16 protein-coding genes are annotated in these 17,431 nt (G+C 67.5%); 7 read left to right on the forward strand and 9 right to left on the reverse strand.

What is annotated here, in order from left to right:
* The first annotated feature begins 58 nt into the window (after positions 1-58).
* Together AC1RIF_RS17030 and AC1RIF_RS17035 are read left to right on the forward strand one after the other, a co-directional pair.
* Positions 59-1,024, forward strand: coding sequence for a DMT family transporter (locus tag AC1RIF_RS17030; RefSeq protein WP_492602538.1), 966 nt, complete (start codon positions 59-61; stop codon positions 1,022-1,024).
* A 113-nt stretch (positions 1,025-1,137) separates the two neighbouring features.
* Positions 1,138-2,682, forward strand: a complete 1,545-nt coding sequence (locus AC1RIF_RS17035) for an acyl-CoA synthetase (protein ID WP_492602539.1) — start codon at positions 1,138-1,140, stop codon at positions 2,680-2,682.
* A 69-nt stretch (positions 2,683-2,751) separates the two neighbouring features.
* On the opposite strand, the gene AC1RIF_RS17040 is transcribed toward AC1RIF_RS17035, so the two are convergent.
* Positions 2,752-4,089: an NAD(P)/FAD-dependent oxidoreductase gene (locus AC1RIF_RS17040; protein ID WP_492602540.1), complete on the reverse strand. Its 1,338-nt coding sequence runs from the start codon at positions 4,087-4,089 to the stop codon at positions 2,752-2,754.
* 118 nt (positions 4,090-4,207) lie between these two features.
* Here AC1RIF_RS17040 and AC1RIF_RS17045 point away from each other — a divergent pair, with 118 nt between their 5' ends.
* Entirely contained in the window at positions 4,208-5,143 is a 936-nt protein-coding gene (locus tag AC1RIF_RS17045; RefSeq protein WP_492602541.1) for a LysR family transcriptional regulator, read from the forward strand.
* Positions 5,144-5,149: 6 nt separating this feature from the next.
* Here the strand turns inward: AC1RIF_RS17045 and recR are convergent, their stop codons facing one another.
* Entirely contained in the window at positions 5,150-5,758 is a 609-nt protein-coding gene (gene recR / locus AC1RIF_RS17050) for a recombination mediator RecR (protein ID WP_114721267.1), read from the reverse strand.
* 9 nt (positions 5,759-5,767) lie between these two features.
* Positions 5,768-6,085, reverse strand: a complete 318-nt coding sequence (locus AC1RIF_RS17055; RefSeq protein ID WP_217487203.1) for a YbaB/EbfC family nucleoid-associated protein — start codon at positions 6,083-6,085, stop codon at positions 5,768-5,770.
* 250 nt (positions 6,086-6,335) lie between these two features.
* Here AC1RIF_RS17055 and AC1RIF_RS17060 point away from each other — a divergent pair, with 250 nt between their 5' ends.
* Positions 6,336-7,940, forward strand: a complete 1,605-nt coding sequence (locus tag AC1RIF_RS17060; protein WP_492602542.1) for an ABC transporter substrate-binding protein — start codon at positions 6,336-6,338, stop codon at positions 7,938-7,940.
* A gap of 109 nt (positions 7,941-8,049) precedes the next feature.
* Here AC1RIF_RS17060 and AC1RIF_RS17065 read toward each other — a convergent pair whose 3' ends face one another.
* Positions 8,050-8,484 (reverse strand): SRPBCC family protein, encoded by a 435-nt coding sequence (locus AC1RIF_RS17065; protein ID WP_492602543.1) that lies wholly within the window; start codon positions 8,482-8,484, stop codon positions 8,050-8,052.
* 171 nt (positions 8,485-8,655) lie between these two features.
* Between AC1RIF_RS17065 and AC1RIF_RS17070 the strand changes: the two genes are divergently transcribed.
* Together AC1RIF_RS17070 and AC1RIF_RS17075 are read left to right on the forward strand one after the other, a co-directional pair.
* A complete protein-coding gene (locus AC1RIF_RS17070; RefSeq protein WP_492602544.1) occupies positions 8,656-10,086 on the forward strand; it encodes an FAD-binding oxidoreductase in 1,431 nt (476 codons plus the stop codon).
* Positions 10,083-11,384 (forward strand): class I SAM-dependent methyltransferase, encoded by a 1,302-nt coding sequence (locus AC1RIF_RS17075; RefSeq protein ID WP_492602545.1) that lies wholly within the window; start codon positions 10,083-10,085, stop codon positions 11,382-11,384. Before AC1RIF_RS17070 ends, AC1RIF_RS17075 begins: the two co-directional genes overlap by 4 nt.
* Before the next feature lie 103 nt (positions 11,385-11,487).
* On the opposite strand, the gene AC1RIF_RS17080 is transcribed toward AC1RIF_RS17075, so the two are convergent.
* From AC1RIF_RS17080 to AC1RIF_RS17100, 5 genes are all read right to left on the reverse strand, one after another.
* Positions 11,488-12,390: an iron-siderophore ABC transporter substrate-binding protein gene (locus AC1RIF_RS17080; protein ID WP_492602546.1), complete on the reverse strand. Its 903-nt coding sequence runs from the start codon at positions 12,388-12,390 to the stop codon at positions 11,488-11,490.
* 278 nt (positions 12,391-12,668) lie between these two features.
* Positions 12,669-13,547, reverse strand: coding sequence for a helix-turn-helix domain-containing protein (locus AC1RIF_RS17085; RefSeq protein WP_492602547.1), 879 nt, complete (start codon positions 13,545-13,547; stop codon positions 12,669-12,671).
* 174 nt (positions 13,548-13,721) lie between these two features.
* Positions 13,722-14,489, reverse strand: coding sequence for an IclR family transcriptional regulator (locus AC1RIF_RS17090; RefSeq protein ID WP_492602548.1), 768 nt, complete (start codon positions 14,487-14,489; stop codon positions 13,722-13,724).
* 26 nt (positions 14,490-14,515) lie between these two features.
* On the reverse strand, positions 14,516-15,289 hold the full coding sequence (locus AC1RIF_RS17095) for an SDR family NAD(P)-dependent oxidoreductase (RefSeq protein ID WP_492602549.1): 774 nt from the start codon (positions 15,287-15,289) through the stop codon (positions 14,516-14,518).
* A gap of 151 nt (positions 15,290-15,440) precedes the next feature.
* The gene (locus AC1RIF_RS17100) at positions 15,441-16,016 is read right to left on the reverse strand and encodes a TetR/AcrR family transcriptional regulator (protein ID WP_492602550.1); all 576 of its coding nucleotides are present in this window, start codon (positions 16,014-16,016) and stop codon (positions 15,441-15,443) included.
* Between the two features lie 186 nt (positions 16,017-16,202).
* Between AC1RIF_RS17100 and AC1RIF_RS17105 the strand changes: the two genes are divergently transcribed.
* Positions 16,203-17,369 (forward strand): 3-ketosteroid-9-alpha-monooxygenase, oxygenase component, encoded by a 1,167-nt coding sequence (locus AC1RIF_RS17105; protein WP_492602551.1) that lies wholly within the window; start codon positions 16,203-16,205, stop codon positions 17,367-17,369.
* Positions 17,370-17,431 lie beyond the last annotated feature (62 nt).

Below are 17,431 nucleotides of genomic sequence, written 5' to 3' on the forward strand. Positions count from 1 at the left end.
AATCGTAAGAACAACTTCTTACTTGTCGTTTCCGCAGGTAGTGCCCAGAATTTCTGAAGTGCGTACCGTTCGATTCAACACCGCCCACCGGACCGCGGGCCCCGCGCTCGGCGGGTTCCGCGACCCCCGCGCGGTCGCAGTCTGGGGAGCGCTGTGCATCTCGTTGACGGCCGTGTTCATCCGACTCGCCGACACGGCCCCCTCGACGGCCGTGTTCTACCGATGCCTGCTGGCACTGCCCCCACTCGCCTACCTCGCGGTGCGCGAGCACCGCGCCGGACACGGGCTGTCCGGCCGCGATGTGGCCCGCTACGCCGTCGCCGGCACACTGCTCGGTGTCGACTTCGCGCTGTGGTCGCAGTCCATCCTGCTCATCGGGGCCGGCATCTCCACCGTGCTCGTGAACGTCCAGGTGGTCGTGGTCCCACTGCTCTCGTTCCTGATCGTCCGCACCCGGATTCCGGTGCGATTCGTCGCGTCCGTCCCGGTCCTGTTCGCCGGCATCGCACTCGCCGCCGGGTTGAGCGACGACACGTCCACGGGCCCCGACCTGGTGTGGGGGGCTCTCCTCGCGCTGCTGTCCGGTGTCGCGTACGCGGGCTACATCTTCATCGTCGGCCGATCCGGCTCCACCGAGACCGCCGCCGCCCAGGTCCTCGTCTCGACGGCCGCGGCGGGCGTGGCAGGCTCCGCCGTCGGATCGCTCTGGGGTCCCGTGGATCTCGCACCGGGCTGGACCGCGTTCGGTTGGCTGCTCGCCCTGGCGCTGTCGGCGCAGTTCCTCGGCTGGATCCTGCTCGGCCGGTCACTGCCCCGCCTGGCACCGGAAGTCGGCGCCACCCTCCTGCTGCTCCAACCTGTTCTCGCGATCGCCGCCGCGATGATCGTGCTCGGCGAGCGCCCGACCGCCCTGCAGCTCGTCGGCTGCACGATGGTGATCGGGGCGGCGTGGTTCGTCTCGGCACAACCGGGCGTCTCAGGGAAAGCGGTCCCACTGAACGAGATTCGGCAGACGCGACAGTGACGTAGGCGACAATGGTGCGTCCAGCGCATCCCCCGGTTCCGCCGTCGCGGCGGACAAGACACATCGGGCCCGGGACCTCCCCCCGGGCCGCAACGGCTAGGAGGCTCGACTTCATGTACCCCGGCGTCTACGCGGCTACCTCACCCGACCGACCGGCGGTCGTCATGGCCGCCACCGGAGAGACGGTGACGTATCGCGAGCTCAAGGACCGCTCGAACCGACTGGCGCAGCAGTGGTTTGCGCTCGGACTCCGCAAGGGCGACCACGTCGCGATCCTCGCCGAAAACCACCCGCGGTACTTCGAGGTGTACTGGGCGGCCGTCCGATCCGGGCTCTACATCACGGCCGTGAACCGGCATCTCACACCGGACGAGGCCGCCTACATCGTCAACGATTGCCGAGCGAAGCTGCTCGTCACGACGGCGCGGATGGTCGACCTGGCTGTCGCCGTCCTCCCCGCGCTGACCGACACGCGGCATCGGTTCATGATGGACGGCACCGTCGACGGGTTCGAGGCGTACGAATCCACGATGGCGCAGCACGATCCGGTTCCGCTCGCGGAGCAGCCGCGCGGTGACATGATGCTCTACTCGTCGGGAACCACCGGCCGCCCCAAGGGTATTCGGCGGCCACTGACGGGCATGGACATCGACGACCCGCGCGGAATGGGCGCCGGTCACTTCGCCAGCAGCCTGCTGGGGATGGGCGAGACGTCCACCTACCTGGTGCCGGCCCCGATGTACCACTCGGCGGCGCTGCAGTGGTCGGTCGGCGCGCAGGCCCTGGGCGCGACGGTGGTCCTCATGGAGCGCTTCGACGCCCGGGACTTCCTCGCCGCGATCGAGAAGTACTCCGTCACACACACGCAGGTGGTGCCGACGATGTTCGTCCGCCTGCTGAAGCTGCCTACCGAGGAAAGGGAGAGCTTCGACCTGTCGACGCTGCAGAACGTCCTGCACGCCGCCGCCCCCTGCCCTCCCGCGGTGAAGCAGCAGATGATCGACTGGGTGGGACCGATTGTGTGCGAATTGTACTCGGGCACCGAGGGAATGGGCATCACGTTCATCACCGCCCCGGAGTGGCTCGAGCGTCCCGGATCGGTGGGTCGCGCCGTGCTCGGCGTCCCGCACATCTGCGACGAGTCCGGCAGTCCGCTCCCGGCCGGGGAGATCGGCACCGTCTACTTCGAGCGTGACGTCGTGCCGTTCGAGTACCACAACGACACCGACAAGACGGCCGACTCCCGGCACCCCGACCACGCGCAGTGGTCCACCGTCGGCGACGTCGGCTACCTGGACGCGGACGGCTACCTGTTCCTCACCGACCGCAAGTCCTTCATGATCATCTCCGGCGGCGTGAACATCTACCCGGCCGAGATCGAGTCGTGCCTGTCGGCGCACCCCGAGGTGTCCGACGTCGCGGTATTCGGCCTGCCCGACCCCGAGATGGGCGAATACGTCCACGCGGTGGTCGAACTCGATCCCGGTATCCCCGCCGACGACGCGACCTCCGAGCGACTGCGCGAGTACGTCCGCACCCATCTGGCGGGCTACAAGGTTCCGAGGACCATCGAGTTCTGCGACCGGCTGCCGCGCCTGGCGACGGGCAAGGTACGCAAGCACGAGCTGCGCGACCTGGCGCTGCGCGCGCTCGCCTAGAACGTCGAACGGGCGGTTACTGCACTCGGCTCTCGTCCGATATCGCAGTAACCGCCCGGTGTCGATGAGCTAGGCGGCGGCCTTCACGGGTTCGTCGTCGGTGAGGCGGGTGTCCGGGGCCTCGATCGGCCCGATCTCCTGCGCGTAGTGGAAGTGCGGCCGCCGGTGGCCGAGGAACGATCCGAACCACGACATCACCGCGACGTACCGGTTGCGGAAGCCCACCAGGTACACCATGTGAACGGCGAGCCACAGCACCCACGCAATGAAGCCGGTGAGTTCGATGCTCTTGACCTTGGTGACGGCGCGGAAGCGGTTGATGATCGCCATCGAACCCTTGTCACGGAACTTGAAGGGCGTGCCGCGCTTGGTCTTTCCGAGGATGGTGGCTGCGACGTGGCGCCCGCCCTGCATGGCGACGGGCGACTGGCCGGGCAGGTTGTTCAGCGACGTCATGTCGCCGACGGCGAAGATGTCGGCGCGGCCACCGACGGTGAGGTCGGGGTTGACGAGCAGGCGTCCGGCACGGTCCGTCGCGCAGCCGGTGCGCTCGGCGAGCGCCGCCGCGAAGTCGTTGGCCTGCACGCCGGCCGACCAGATGATGGTCTCGGCGGTGCGTCGCTCACCGGTCTCGCTGCCGTGCGCCTTGAAGGTCGCGCCGTGCTCGTCGATGTCGGTGACGAGAGTGTTGAGGACGACCTCGACACCCGACTTCTCGAGCGATTCCTTGGTGTACTCGCTGAGCTTGCCGCCGTACGCGGGCATCGCGACACCGGCGCCCTCGACCAGGGTGACGGTGACATCCTCGGCGGTGACGCCGCGAATCGACTGCTCGAAGTAACGACCCGCGAGCTCCTTGATCTGCCCGGCCAGCTCGACACCGGTGGCACCGGCACCGATGACGATGAAGCTGAGCAGGTTCTTGCGGCGCTCGAGGTCGGTGGTGGTGTGGGCTTCCTCGAAGCAGCGCACGATCTGGGCGCGCAGGCGCTCGGCGTCGTCGACGGTCTTGAGGGCGTAGGTGACCTTCGCGAACTCGTCGCGACCGAAGTACGACTGCCGGGCGCCGGTGGCGGCGATCAGCGAGCTGTAGCCCAGGGTGTGCCGCTGGCCGGCAGCCTCGTAGACCAGCTCCTGCTCGTCCGGGTGCACGTCCACGACGCGGCCGAGCCGGACGTCGGCGTTGGGGTACTTGGCGAGAATCGCTCGCACCGACGGTGCGATCTCCCCGGCGGCCAGGACACCGGTCGCCACCTGGTAGAGCAGCGGCTGGAAGAGATGCTCGGTGGTCTCCGAGATGAGGACGAAGGGCTTGCCGGCCTTGGCCAGCTTCTTCGCCGCGGCGAGGGCACCGAATCCGGAACCAACGATGACTACTTCGGTCCGGTCGACTGCTGCTTCGCTCACGGGTACCTCCTCGTCGAGATGTATGAGGAACACCGTAGGAGCGCTAACGACGTTTACGCCAGTAATCAGGGATATTCGGAAAACAGTTATCTGGATTGCTCATAAGTAGTATGGCGCCATGGACTTCCGTCAGCTGCGCTACTTCCTCGCCGTGAGCGAGGAGCTCAGCTTCAGCCGGGCAGCCGAGCGCTGCTTCATTTCGCAGTCTGCCATCAGCCACCAGATCACCAAGCTCGAGCAGGAACTCGGCGCGCCGCTGTTCGAACGATCGACCCGCGTCGTGCGTCTCAGCCCGGCCGGAACCCGGCTCGTGCCGATCGCGCAGGAAGTACTGAGCCTCGAGACCAAGGCCCTCGCCGTCGCGAAGGGACCGCGCGACCGCATCCGGATCACCGCGAGCATGAGCTTCGCGACGCAGAGCCTGGACGCCATCGCCCGCGTCCGCGCGCGGCACCCGGATCTGGACATCGAATTCGTGATCAAGAACTTCACCGACCGTGTCGACGCGGTGTCCTCGGGGGACGCCGACATCGCGCTGATCCGCGGGGAGGTGGACCGTCCCGGCCTGGAGACGTTGGAACTGGGTGTCGAGGATCTGATGATCGCGACGTCGAGCCAGCACCCGGTGTCCGCGTTCTCGACCGTCGAGCTGGGAGAACTCGCGCCCTATCCCCTGCTGCTGCCGCCGCGGTCCAGTCAGGTCCTGATCCACGCGGTTGTCGAGGACGCGTTCCGTGAGGTCGGCCGGCGGGTGCAACTGGGCCCGCCGATCGCGCGCGACCACACCGCGATCCTCGATGTCATCACCAACCCCCGGGCCTGGACGGTCCTCTACGCGAGCACCGTCGCCGAGGCGCCCCGCACCGGCTTGTGCGTCATGCGCGAGGCCCGCAACCGCCTGCGCGTGCCCGTCAGCGGGATCGTCCGCACGGGCGCCGCCGCCGCCCCCGGCCTGGCCGACCTGGTCGCATCACTGCGGACGACGGTGACCGAACAGAGCAGTGTGCCCCCGAATCCGGGGCACGGACTCGGGGGCACACCGCAGGCTCGGTAGCCGCGGCTACAGCGTCCGACGCCCCGACAGGGCGCGGCCGAGTGTGAGCTCGTCGGCGAATTCGAGGTCGCCGCCCATCGGCAGCCCCGACGCCAACCGGGACACCGTCAGCCCGGGGAAGTCCCGCAGCATCCGCACCAGATACGTCGCGGTCGCCTCCCCCTCGGTGTTGGGGTCGGTCGCGATGATGACCTCGGCGACGTCGACGCCGTCCTCCTGATTGCCGATGCGGGCCAACAACTCCCGGATCCGCAGCTGGTCCGGCCCGATGCCGCTGAGCGGATCGAGTGCGCCACCGAGAACGTGGTAGCGACCCCGGAACTCACGAGTGCGCTCGATCGCCTGCACATCCTTGGGCTCCTCGACGACGCACACCATGGTCCGGTCCCGGCGCGGGTCGGAGCAGATGCGGCACTTCTCCTCCTCGGAGACGGTGCCGCACACGATGCAGAACTGGACGCCGTCGCGCACCCGCTGCAGGACGGCCTGCAGCCGGTCGATCTCCGGCGGCTCGACCGTCAGCAGGTGGAACGCGATGCGCTGGGCGCTCTTGGGTCCGATACCGGGCAGCTTGCCCAGCTCGTCGATCAAGTCCTGGACGGGACCTTCGTACAACGCGCGGCCCTAGAAACCGGGCAGTCCGGGCAGACCGCCCCCACCGAAGCCGCCGGCCAGCGGGCCGAGCTTGCTTGCCGCGAACTCCTGCGCCTTGTTCGACGCGTCGGCGATCGCACCGATCACGAGATCCTGCAGGGTCTCGACGTCGTCCGGATCCACCACCTTGGGGTCGATCGTGAGGCCGACGACCTCACCGGTGCCCTTGACCGTCGCGGTCACCAGGCCGCCGCCGGCCTGACCGGTCACCTCGGCCTGCGCCATCTCCGCCTGCGCGGCCATCAACTGCTGCTGCATCTGCTGCGCCTGCGCGAGCAGTTGCTGCATGTCGGGCTGTCCACCTGGTTGCACTGCGCTGGTCCTTTCGTCGGGTCGCCTCGTCAGCGTAGTCCGTGACGGCGACGGAGGACGCCCGCCGACGGGCCCTGTCGACGGATCCGGCGAACCCGTCGAACGTGACCCACGAAACAGGTCCTGCAGAGTGAGATCCCCGTCACTGAAGTCGGACATTTCTGGCTACCGTCCGCGGTTGTCCAGCAACAGACCCCGCTCGCGGGGGCGAAACCACGAGGTTGATTTGAGAAGATCTTCGTACCGGCCCGGCATCCGGTTGGCAGCGCTCGGCGCGGCCGCCGCGCTACTCGTCGGGGCATGCTCCGCGAACGCCGACAGCAACAGCAGCAGCGGGAACGCAACGGTCACCACCGGACTGGTGAACGTCACGCAGGACGCCGGAGACCCGGTCGACGGCGGAACCGTGACATTCGGTTCCTATTCCTTCCCGGCCGTACTCGATCCGACGAAGACCCAGGCCGCCGGATCGACGGGCGGTACCGAGATGGCGGCCGTCTACGACACACTGGTGCGGTCCAATCCCGAGACCGGAGATTTCGAACCGCAGTTGGCGGAATCGCTGACCCACAACGACGAGTTCACCGAGTTCACGTTGAAGCTGCGTGACGACGCGACCTTCAGTGACGGGTCCCCTGTCGACGCCGAGGCCGTCAAGTGGAGCATCGACCGCTTCGTCGCAGCCGGCGCGGACGTCTCCCAGGTGTGGTCCAACGCGGTGTCCTCGATCGCCACCCCCGACACCCGCACCGTGACGTTCACGCTCGGCACCCCGTGGGATCGATTCCCGGTGCTGCTGGCGATGGGGCCGGGCATGATCGTCTCGAAGAATTCGGAGGCCGGCGGATCCTTCACCCCGATCGGTGCCGGACCCTTCACGATGACCAGGATCGCACCGAACGAGGAGATCGTGCTCACGGCCCGCGACGACTACTGGAACGGGCGTCCCCATCTCGACACGGTCCGTTTCGTGCCCACGAACGGCGCGCGCGCACAGTACGAGTCGCTCAGGAGCGGCCAGCTCGACATGACGTACGTCCTGCGGGACGAGTCGGTCATCAAGGATGCGATGGATGCCGCGTACCCGGGCTACCTCGACATCCAGGGCCTCGGCGGCCTCGGTTTGGTGAACACCCGTGAGGGCCGCCCCGGCTCCGACCTGCGGGTCCGCAAGGCCATCGCGCACGGCGTCGACCCCGAAGCGATCAACCAGCGGGCCAACAACGGTCTGGGCATCGCCAGTTCCACCATCGTTCCGGAGAGCTCGCGCTGGAACACCGACGAGGAGGGCGTGCCGTTCGATCCCGACAAGGCCCGGGCGTTGCTGAACGAGGCGAAGGCCGACGGCTACGACGGCAAGCTGACCTACCTGACCCCCAGCGAGCAGACCGCCGAGGCGGCCGCGCTCACCACGCAGGCATCGCTCAACTCGATCGGTTTCGACGTGACGATCGAGTACGTCAACAGCGTGTCCGACCTCGTGCGCAAGCTCTACGTGGAGCACGACTTCGACATGACCCGCGCCGCGTACGCGTTCATGGACGAAGCACCGTTCCTGCGGCTCTACGGAGGCATGGGGAGCGACTCGCGGAACAACGCGTCCGGCTACTCCGACGCGGAGATGGACCAGCTGTTGGGCGCAGTGCAGAACGCCACCACCGACGAGGCCAAGATGGAGGCCATTGCCAAGGTGCAGCTGCGCGCCAACGAGACCATCCCGTACGCGGTGTGGGGCCCGAGCAAGGTTCTCGTCCTCTGGGACAGCAACGTCCACGGCGTCAAGCGCAACGCGGACAACATCATGCTGCTCGACGACGCGTGGGTCGGGTGACGACCGAGCGTTGAGGCGGGCGGCCCGTCGGCGGGCCGCCCGGACACCGTCGCCCCGGGTGCACACGCACCGGGGGCGACGGTGTCACCGGGCAATCCCTCCCGAAGGATCAGCCCAGCTCACGCACGAGATTCGACAGCGTCTTCTCCTGGATCTTGCGAAGCCCGAGGGGCGCGAAGGTGCGCTCGAAGAAGCCGCCGATACCGCCGGCGCCCTTCCATTCCGTCGTCGTGGTGACCGTGGAGCCCGTCCCGGAGGGCGCGACCTCCCAGGTCGTGACGAGTGAGGAGTTCGCATCCCGCTCGGTGACGGTGTTGCCGGCGACCGTGACCGACGCCTTGATGTCACGCGAGCGCTTCTCGGTGGCCTGCAGCGTCCACTCGGCAACCGTGCCCGCGCCCTGGCCTCCTTCGAGCACCCGATAGTCGAGATACTGCGACGGCAGGATCCGCGGGCGGACGGTTTCGTAGTCCGTCAGGGCGGCGAGCACCTGCTCGGGGGCCGCGGTGGTGGTGATCGAACTGCTGGCGCTGACCTGTGCCACTAACTGTCTCCTTGCTCGGGGTGTACCCCTCCATCCTGCATGTTCACTCGCGATAGCGCCGCTCGCGCGGGCGCATCCCGGAGCGACGACCAAGTCGTTAGCATGGCTACAGAATGACGACGCACCGGGATATCCGTGGCCCGTCGATCCGACTAGCGATAGCGTCAGGGTGTGGCCGACTCTACGAGTGGTATCCGCGTATCCGGACTCGCCGCGCATCGCGCAGGGGTCGATCGTCTGCTGAGCAGCTACCGGGCTATTCCCCCGGATGCGAACGTACGACTGGCGAAGAAGACGTCGAACCTGTTCCGAGCTCGAGCGAAGAGCACCGCCCCCGGACTGGACGTCTCGGGCCTCGACGGCGTCATCTCGGTGGACCCGCAGGCCCGCACCGCCGACGTCGCCGGCATGTGCACGTACGAGCACCTCGTGGCCGCCACCCTGCCGTACGGGCTGGCGCCGCTTGTGGTTCCGCAGCTCAAGACCATCACCCTCGGCGGCGCCGTGACCGGACTCGGCATCGAGTCGACGTCGTTCCGCAACGGACTGCCGCACGAGTCGGTGCTCGAGATCGACGTCCTCACCGGGAGCGGGGACATCATCACCGCCACGCCGGACGGGGAGCACTCCGACCTGTTCCGGTCGTTTCCCAACTCGTACGGGACCCTCGGCTATTCCACACGGATCCGGATCGAGCTCGAACCGGTGAAACCCTATGTCGCGCTGCGGCACCTGCGCTTCACCGACCTGAAGCAGCTCGAGACCACCATGGACCGGATCGTCGAGGAACGCAGCTGGGACGGGATCGCGGTCGACTACCTCGACGGCGTCGTGTTCACCGCGACGGAGGCCTACCTGACGCTCGGGGTTCAGACCGACGAGCCGGGCCCGGTGAGCGACTACACCGACATGGACATCTACTACCGGTCCATCCAGCACGAGTCGATCAACCACCCCAAGACCGACCGGCTCACGATCCACGACTACCTGTGGCGCTGGGACACCGACTGGTTCTGGTGCTCACGCGCGTTCGGCACCCAGAACCCGAAGATCCGCCGGTTCTGGCCGAAGCGCTACCGCCGCAGCAGCTTCTACTGGAAGCTCATCGGCCTGGACCAGAAGTACGACATCGGAGACCGCCTCGAGGCCCGCAAGGGCTTGCCGCCCCGCGAACGGGTCGTGCAGGACATCGAGGTCCCGCTCGAGAACACGGCGGACTTCCTGCACTGGTTCCTCGACGAGATCCCGATCGAGCCACTGTGGCTGTGCCCGTTGCGCCTTCGCGATCCCGCACATCCCGCGGCGGACGCCACGCGGCCGTGGCCCCTGTACCCGCTCGAGCCCCGACGCACCTACGTCAACGTCGGGTTCTGGTCCTCGGTGCCGATCGACCCCGGCGCACCCGAGGGCGCGGCGAACCGGCTGATCGAGAAGAAGGTCAGCACCCTCGACGGCCACAAGTCCCTGTACTCCGACTCGTTCTACGACGAGGACGAGTTCGCGCTGCTCTACGGCGGCCAGCACTACACGCAGATCAAGAAGCGGTACGACCCCGATTCACGTCTCCTGGACCTCTATTCGAAGGCGGTGCAACGAAAGTGACGACTCTCAGAACGAACCCCGACACGGCGCAGAAGCTCAGCATCGCGGAGATCATCGAAACCGTCTCCGACGGCCGGATCCCGCTGCGCTTCACCGCGTACGACGGCAGTGCGACCGGGCCGGAGGACGCGCCGTACGGCCTCCACCTGAAGTCGACGCGCGGCACCACCTACCTGGCCACCGCCCCGGGCGACCTGGGCATGGCCCGCGCGTACGTCTCCGGCGACCTCGAGGCCGTCGGCGTCCACCCCGGTGATCCGTACGCGATCCTGAAGGCGATGACCGACCTGCACTTCCACCGCCCGTCGGCAAAGGAACTCGCGACCATCACCCGGTCCATCGGCTGGGACAAGTTGCGCCCGATCGCTCCCCCACCGCAGGAGCACCTGCCGCGGTGGCGCCGGTTCGCGGAGGGCCTGCGCCACTCCAAGGCCCGCGACGCCGAGGTCATCCACCACCACTACGACGTCTCGAACGCCTTCTACGAGCACGTGCTGGGGCCCTCGATGACCTACACGTGCGCCGCGTACGAGTCCGCGGACCAGAGCCTCGAGGACGCGCAGGAGAACAAGTATCGACTGGTCTTCGAGAAGCTGGGCCTGCAGGAAGGCGACCGCCTGCTCGACATCGGCTGCGGCTGGGGCGGAATGGTCCGCTACGCCGCCCGTCGCGGCGTCAAGGTCATCGGTGCGACGCTCTCCCGGGAGCAGGCCGAGTGGGCGCAGAAGGCGATCGCCGAGGAGGGGCTGTCCGAGCTCGCCGAGGTGCGGTTCTCGGACTACCGGGACGTCCACGAGACCGGGTTCGACGCCATCTCGTCGATCGGCCTCACCGAGCACATCGGGGTCCACAACTACCCGGCGTACTTCAGCTTCATGAAGGAGAAGCTGCGTGAGGGCGGACGCCTGCTGAACCACTGCATCACCCGGCCCGACAACCGCAGTGGCGCCAAGGCCGGTTACTTCATCGACCGGTACATCTTCCCGGACGGCGAGCTCACCGGTTCGGGCCGGATCATCAGCGAGATCCAGAACGTCGGGCTCGAGGTGCGCCACGAGGAGAACCTGCGCGAGCACTACGCGCTGACCCTCGCCGGCTGGTGCCGGAACCTGGTCGAGAACTGGGACGCCTGCGTCGCCGAGGTCGGCGAGGGCACCGCGAAGGTGTGGGGCCTGTACATGGCCGGATCGCGACTGGGCTTCGAACGCAACGTCGTTCAGCTGCACCAGGTGCTGGCCGTCAAGCTCGGCCCGGACGGCGAGGCGAACGTCCCACTCCGTCCGTGGTGGAAGGGCTGACCGCCTGACGAGTCGCTGAGCGGCGCACACGTACGGGCGGTTACTGCGATCGGCTCTCGACCGTTGTCGCAGTAACCGCCCGTTGCGCTCGGCGGAGTGGAGGTCAGGAGAGCGCCGTCGTGAGTTGGCCGACGAACTTGTCGAGCGCATACGGGATGGCGAGCACGGAGGGCGCGGACGTCGCCATCGCGTAGTCCATCCCGAGTACCCGGATGATCCGACCGTCGACGACGGACGGAAGGTTGGCGAAGAGCGGATTCCCCAGCAGCTTGTCGTAGACCACACCGTCGACATCGACGAGGATGAAGACGTCCGCGTCGAGATCGGAGACGCGTTCGGGACCGACTGTCACCGAGGACGCACCGGCGTCCGTCGCACACGCCGTGACCGTTCCCGCGGACACAGTCATACCGATCCCCGTGAGCATGTCGATCCGTGGGTCACCGGGGCAGAAGACGATGACATCTTCGCCGGACATCGCATACGTGAAGGTCTTTCCGACGAGCGCGGGCGAGTCCTCCGCGGTCGCCGCCAGCTTCGCGCCGACGCCCTCGACGAGTTCGGCTGCCCGCGCCGGTTGCCCGAGGGCTGCCCCGATCATGGCCGTCTGGTCCTGCCAGGATGTGGCCCACGGAGCTTCGGGGAACGCCACCGTCGGAGCGATCGCAGCGAGCCGTGAGTAAGCGGACTCGGTGATTCCGGAATAGACCGCGAGAATCAGGTCCGGATCGAGATCCAGGATCTGCTCGTACGGAACCTCGGGGTTGGACGTCAACAGAGCGGGCGCTCCCGCCGAGAAGAAGGGCGCGTCCCACGGGAGCAGGCCATCGACGATGCCGGAACCCGTGAAGCGCTCGACGGCCACCGGCACCTTGCCGAGCGCCAGAACCGCATCCTGACCACTCCAACCGAGCGTCACGATGCGCTGCGGCTCGGCAGTCACCGTCGTCGAGCCGTAGGCGTGGTCGATCGTCACCGGGTAGGCATCGGGTTCGGCGAGTTGCATCCCGACGGCGCCATCCGGAGCTTGTCCCCCGAACGGGGACGAACACGCACCGACTAACGCAACCGACAGAGCGATTGCGGTGAGCATGGCGCCACGGGCGCGCCGACGAGCAGGGAGAACAGACATGGAGGTCCTTCGGGATGAGTTGACGTGCAGCCGAGCCCACGACACGGATAGGCTTGCCTAACTCGAACCTAACCCGGGCGGGATTGCGAAATCTCGCCAAACTTCATCGCAATCACGCCACCGGCACGAGACGGCACGCCCACCGCGGCCGATCAGCGCCCGCCGCCCTCCTGGATCCGCGAGTAGGCCGCCGGGGTCATGCCGGTGGTCCTCTTGAAGAGCGCCGCGAACGCTCCGCTGTTCGAGTAGCCGACAGTTCGGGCCACATGGGTGATCGTCCTCCCCTGCGCCAGCAGTTCGAGAGCCGCACCCACGCGCGCGAGGATGCGCCACTGCGCAAACGATGATCCGGTCTCCTCGACGAACCGCCGCATGAAGGTGCGCGAACTGACCCCGATGCTCGACGCCCAGTCATCGAGCGAACGGTCGTCGCCGGGCGTGGCCAACACCCGGCGCGCAACCTCTCTCAACGCCGGATCCTGCGGCAGTCGCAAATCGATGCTCGCGGCGCCGACCGGAACCATCTGTTCGATCGCGAGGGCCTGCAACGCACGTCGGCTCGCGTCGGGCATGCTCGCAGCCCGGTCGTGAAGCAACAGTTCACGCAGCAGAGGCCGGATCGGCACGCCTACGACCTCCGCCCACCCGACCCCGAAGGCCTCGGGTGCGACATAGGTGGCGTAGACCGTCGCCTCCGGGCTCGCCCCGACGCAGTGCACCGTGCCCGCCGGTAGCCAGACGGCCAGCGAGGGCGGGACGAACCAGACCTGCCCGGCAGCCTCGACCGTCAACGGACGCCCCTCGCACCAGAGCAACTCGTGCTCGTGGTGCACCTCGCCCGACCACTCGCGCCGCCCACCGGGTTCGAAGACGATGGTCACCAGCGACCACGGAGCCGCGACCAATCGACCCGCTGGAGCGACGTACTCGCGCCACGGCGGACTGCGGAAGGTCGGTGCACCCCACAGCCGGATCTCCGGTGGGCGCGCGGACACGACGGGGTCTTCCGGCGGGGCCTGGTCGGTGGTCACGTCAGGTGACGCTATCCCGCGGGAGCCCCGCAATTCTGCCCCTCCGAACCGCCATGGACCTTCAGCCGACCAGTCCGGTGGTCGGACGATCCCGGCCCCGTTGCGCGCAGCCACCCGCCGTCACCTCGAAACTCGAAGGCGCCCTTCATCTCTGTTCGAGGAGCGAAGGGCACCTCACGACGTGCGCGCCGCCGCATCCACCTGCCGTGCCGCGCGCTCGATCGCGGCGGCCGCACGCTGCACGGCCTCAGCCATCCGGCGGTCGCTCACGATGCGATCGAGCGGCCCACAGATCGAGATCGCGGCGGGCTTGGGGATGCCCCGCCAGATCGGCGCACCGATACAACCGAGATCCGAAACCGCCGTCCCCCGGTCGTAGGTGACGCCCTCGGCGAGGGCGAGATCCAGTTCGGCCTCCAGCGCCTTCCGCCCGCCGACGACACCGGCGTCGAGGTGCGCGAACACCGGCAGGTCGAACTGCTCGCGCGGCAGCCTCATGAGCAGTGCCTTCCCGACCGCCGAGCGGTGCGCCGGATACCGTCCACCGAGGCGCGACGGGACATTCGCGCCGAAGCTGCCCGAGAGTTTCTCCCAGTAGATGGTGTCGGCACCGTCGAGGATCGCGAGGTGGACGACCGCGCCGGTGGACCGGTGCAGATCCTGCAGGATCGGCAACGACGTCCGATGGAACCAGTGGTTGCGCACGGCCCGCGATCCCAGTTCGAACAGGCGAACCCCCAGCTCGTACCGCGATCCGTCGCGGTTGAGCCAGCGCATCGACACCATCTTCTCGAGCAGGCGATGCGCCGACGAGCTGGGGATCCCGGTGAGCCGGGTCGTCTCGCTCAGCGTCAGATAACCGTTGTCGTCGAGCGCCTCGAGCACCAACTCGATCCGGTCGAGCATCGACGTGGCGGGGGCCTGTTCACGGTCATCCGACACGGCCGTGTCCTCTCTGCTAGAGCAGGTCAGACACCGAATCCACCTGACACCGAGATCTGCTGCCCCGTAATATAGTTGGCCTGCTCCGACGCGAGGAATGCGGCTGCGGCACCGATGTCCGCGGGCTTGCCCCAACGCTTCAGCGGAACCAGCTTCTGCACCTCCCGGGTCCACTCCTCGTCGAACACGCCCCGCTCCCGGAGTTCGAGGAACATTCCCGCCTCGATCACCCCGACCAGCACCGAGTTCGCCCGGATGTTGTGGGCGCCCTCCTCCTTCGCGATGCCCCTGAGCAGTGCCTCGTTCGCAGCCTTGGGAATCACCGACAGTCCGTCCAGCGCCGGGAACCAGTGGTCGCCGGCGGAGCCGAGGTGCACGATCGACCCACCACCGTGCTCGCGGAAGTGCGGGAGCACGGTGTGCACGGCGGTGTACATGCCCAGCGTCTCGATCTCGATCGACCGACGGTACTGCGCCGGCGTGGTCTCGGCGACGGTGATCTGCTCGACCACCGGTCCGGCTCCCCACACGAGCGTGTGGATCCGACCGTGCTCGGCGACGACGTCGGCGAGGACCTGCGTCACGGACGCCTCGTCCCGGACGTCGACCTGGTGGGCGCTCGCCTTCACCCCGAGCGCCCGCAACTCGGCCACCGTCTCCTCGGCGACCTCGCGTTTGGAGTTGTAGCAGACCGCGACCGCTGTTCCGGCGCGCGCGAACTCGCGCGCGACGCCGCGGCCGATACCGCCGCTGCCCCCGAAGATCAGCGCCGCACCTTCCGGAAAGCTCAACGTCAGCATCGTGATTTCCATTCTCCCGAGGAGCCGCGTCCCGCGGACCGCGGGCACGGCGGAGCCCGGGATCTCCCGTGCCCCGGGCCACACCGTGGAGAACCTAACGCCGAACCCGGAACAGGCCCAGAGTCCTTCCCGCCTCACGAGAAGGCGCAGTTCAGGACCGGGGCTCGTCCCCCTTTGCGGTGGCCGCCAGCAGATCCGCGATCCGGGCCTCGTACTCCTCGCGTTCGTCGTCGGGAATCTCCGACGACTGCAGGATTCCGCTTCCGAACAACGACCACCCCGAGATCGCCGCGAGCACGGTCATCTGCCGGACTCGATCATCGACGGTCACGTCCGACGACCGGGTGATCGCCTCGAACGCGTCCATGTCCTCGTTCGGTATCAGATCCGAGCGCCCGTGCAGATTCAGCCACGCCACGATCCGCACGTACTCGGGATCCGCGACCCCGACCATGAACAACTCTCGGACGGCGTCGGGCAGCGAGGCGACACCCTGGACGATCGCCGCCGACTTCTCGTGGCTCCGCGCGAGCACCGCCCGCACGATGTCGTCCTTGTTGCCGACGTGCTTGTGGATCAGGCCGAGGTTGACGCCGGCATCGGACGCGAGCTCGCGCATGCTGAAGGACAACCCCTTCTCGGCGAGTCTCCTACGCGCCGCGAGGAGTACCACTCTCCGCACTTCGTCTCTGCCCCAGGCCTTGCCAGAAGAACCAGCTTCACTCACCCCTTGACAGTAGACGGTCGTCTACTGTGAAATCAACCACAACACGGCGTGGATCCCCCGCCCGGACCGCCACCGGCTGCAGATCTGCCCGGGCGGCCCGAACCCGTTCGCACACAGCCTGCTCCCCCATTTTCCGCGGTACCCGACACACAGGTACCCGAGGACACCCGCAGCACGGAGGAAACGATGAACGACCACGACGCGCCGATCCGTGAGATCACGGCTCAGGCGCCACCGACACGGTTCGCGCGCGGATGGCACTGCCTCGGCCTCGAGGCCACGTTCCGCGACGAAAAACCGCATCAGATCAACGCATTCGGCAGGAAGCTCGTCGTCTTCGCCGGACAGGACGAGCGCATCAACGTACTCGACGCGTATTGCCGGCACATGGGCGGCGACCTCTCGCAGGGAACTGTCAAGGGGAACGAGATCGCCTGCCCGTTCCACGATTGGCGGTGGGGCGGCGACGGGCGCTGCAAGAGCATCCCTTACGCCCGCCGTGTCCCGCCGATCGCACGCACCGCCACGTGGCCGACGATGGTGCAAGACGGGCTGTTGTTCGTGTGGAACGACCCCGAGGGCAACCCGCCACCCGCGGACGTGACGATTCCGCGCATCGCCGGCTACGGAGACCCCGAGTACACCGACTGGATCTGGTACTCGACGACGATCGAGGGGGTCAACTGCCGTGAGGTCATCGACAACGTCGTCGACATGGCCCACTTCTACTACATTCATCTCGCCTTCCCGACGTTCTTCAAGACGATCTTCGAGGGCCACACCGCGACACAGTTCATGACGGGTGTCGGACGTGAGGACGTCGCTCCCCGCAAACCCGTTCCGGGAGTTCCGGTCTCCCGCGGAAACACCTCCGTCGCGGCGTACCACGGGCCGTCCTTCATGATCGACGACCTCGTGTACCACTACGACGAGGCAGACCTGCCGATCGTGCTGATCAACTGTCACTACCCGATCGACGCCAACTCGTTCGAGCTGCAGTACGGGGTCATCGTCAAGAAGTTCCCGGGCCGGGACGACGCCGAATCCACGGCGCTGGCCCGGAAGATCGGCGACTTCGTGCGCCTCGGGTTCGAGCAGGACGTGGTGATCTGGAAGAACAAGACTCGAATCGACAATCCGCTCCTGTGCGAGGAGGACGGTCCGGTCTACCAGCTGCGACGCTGGTACGAACAGTTCTACGTCGACGCCGTGGACGTTCGCCCCGAGATGACGAACCGGTTCGAGTTCGAGATCGACACCACGGCTCCGAACACCAAGTGGCGAGCCGAAGTTCAGGACAACATCGCGAAGCGCGATTCACTCGTCGGCGACCGGGCAGCGATGCTGCCGTAGTCGATCCCGCTGCATCCGAGACCAATTCATTTCCGACTCACCGCGAGGTGGGCGATCCGAGG

This window comes from Prescottella sp. GW823-FHT02E09, from assembly GCF_058797375.1.

Bases quoted from the DNA above. Each gene is read 5' to 3' on its own strand.
- AC1RIF_RS17035 (WP_492602539.1), top strand. From the start codon at position 1,138: ATGTACCCCGGCGTCTACGCGGCTACCTCACCCGACCGACCGGCGGTC.
- AC1RIF_RS17045 (WP_492602541.1), top strand. From the start codon at position 4,208: ATGGACTTCCGTCAGCTGCGCTACTTCCTCGCCGTGAGCGAGGAGCTC.
- AC1RIF_RS17055 (WP_217487203.1), bottom strand. From the start codon at position 6,085: ATGCAGCAACTGCTCGCGCAGGCGCAGCAGATGCAGCAGCAGTTGATG.
- AC1RIF_RS17080 (WP_492602546.1), bottom strand. From the start codon at position 12,390: ATGCAACTCGCCGAACCCGATGCCTACCCGGTGACGATCGACCACGCC.
- AC1RIF_RS17095 (WP_492602549.1), bottom strand. From the start codon at position 15,289: ATGCTGACGTTGAGCTTTCCGGAAGGTGCGGCGCTGATCTTCGGGGGC.
- AC1RIF_RS17105 (WP_492602551.1), top strand. From the start codon at position 16,203: ATGAACGACCACGACGCGCCGATCCGTGAGATCACGGCTCAGGCGCCA.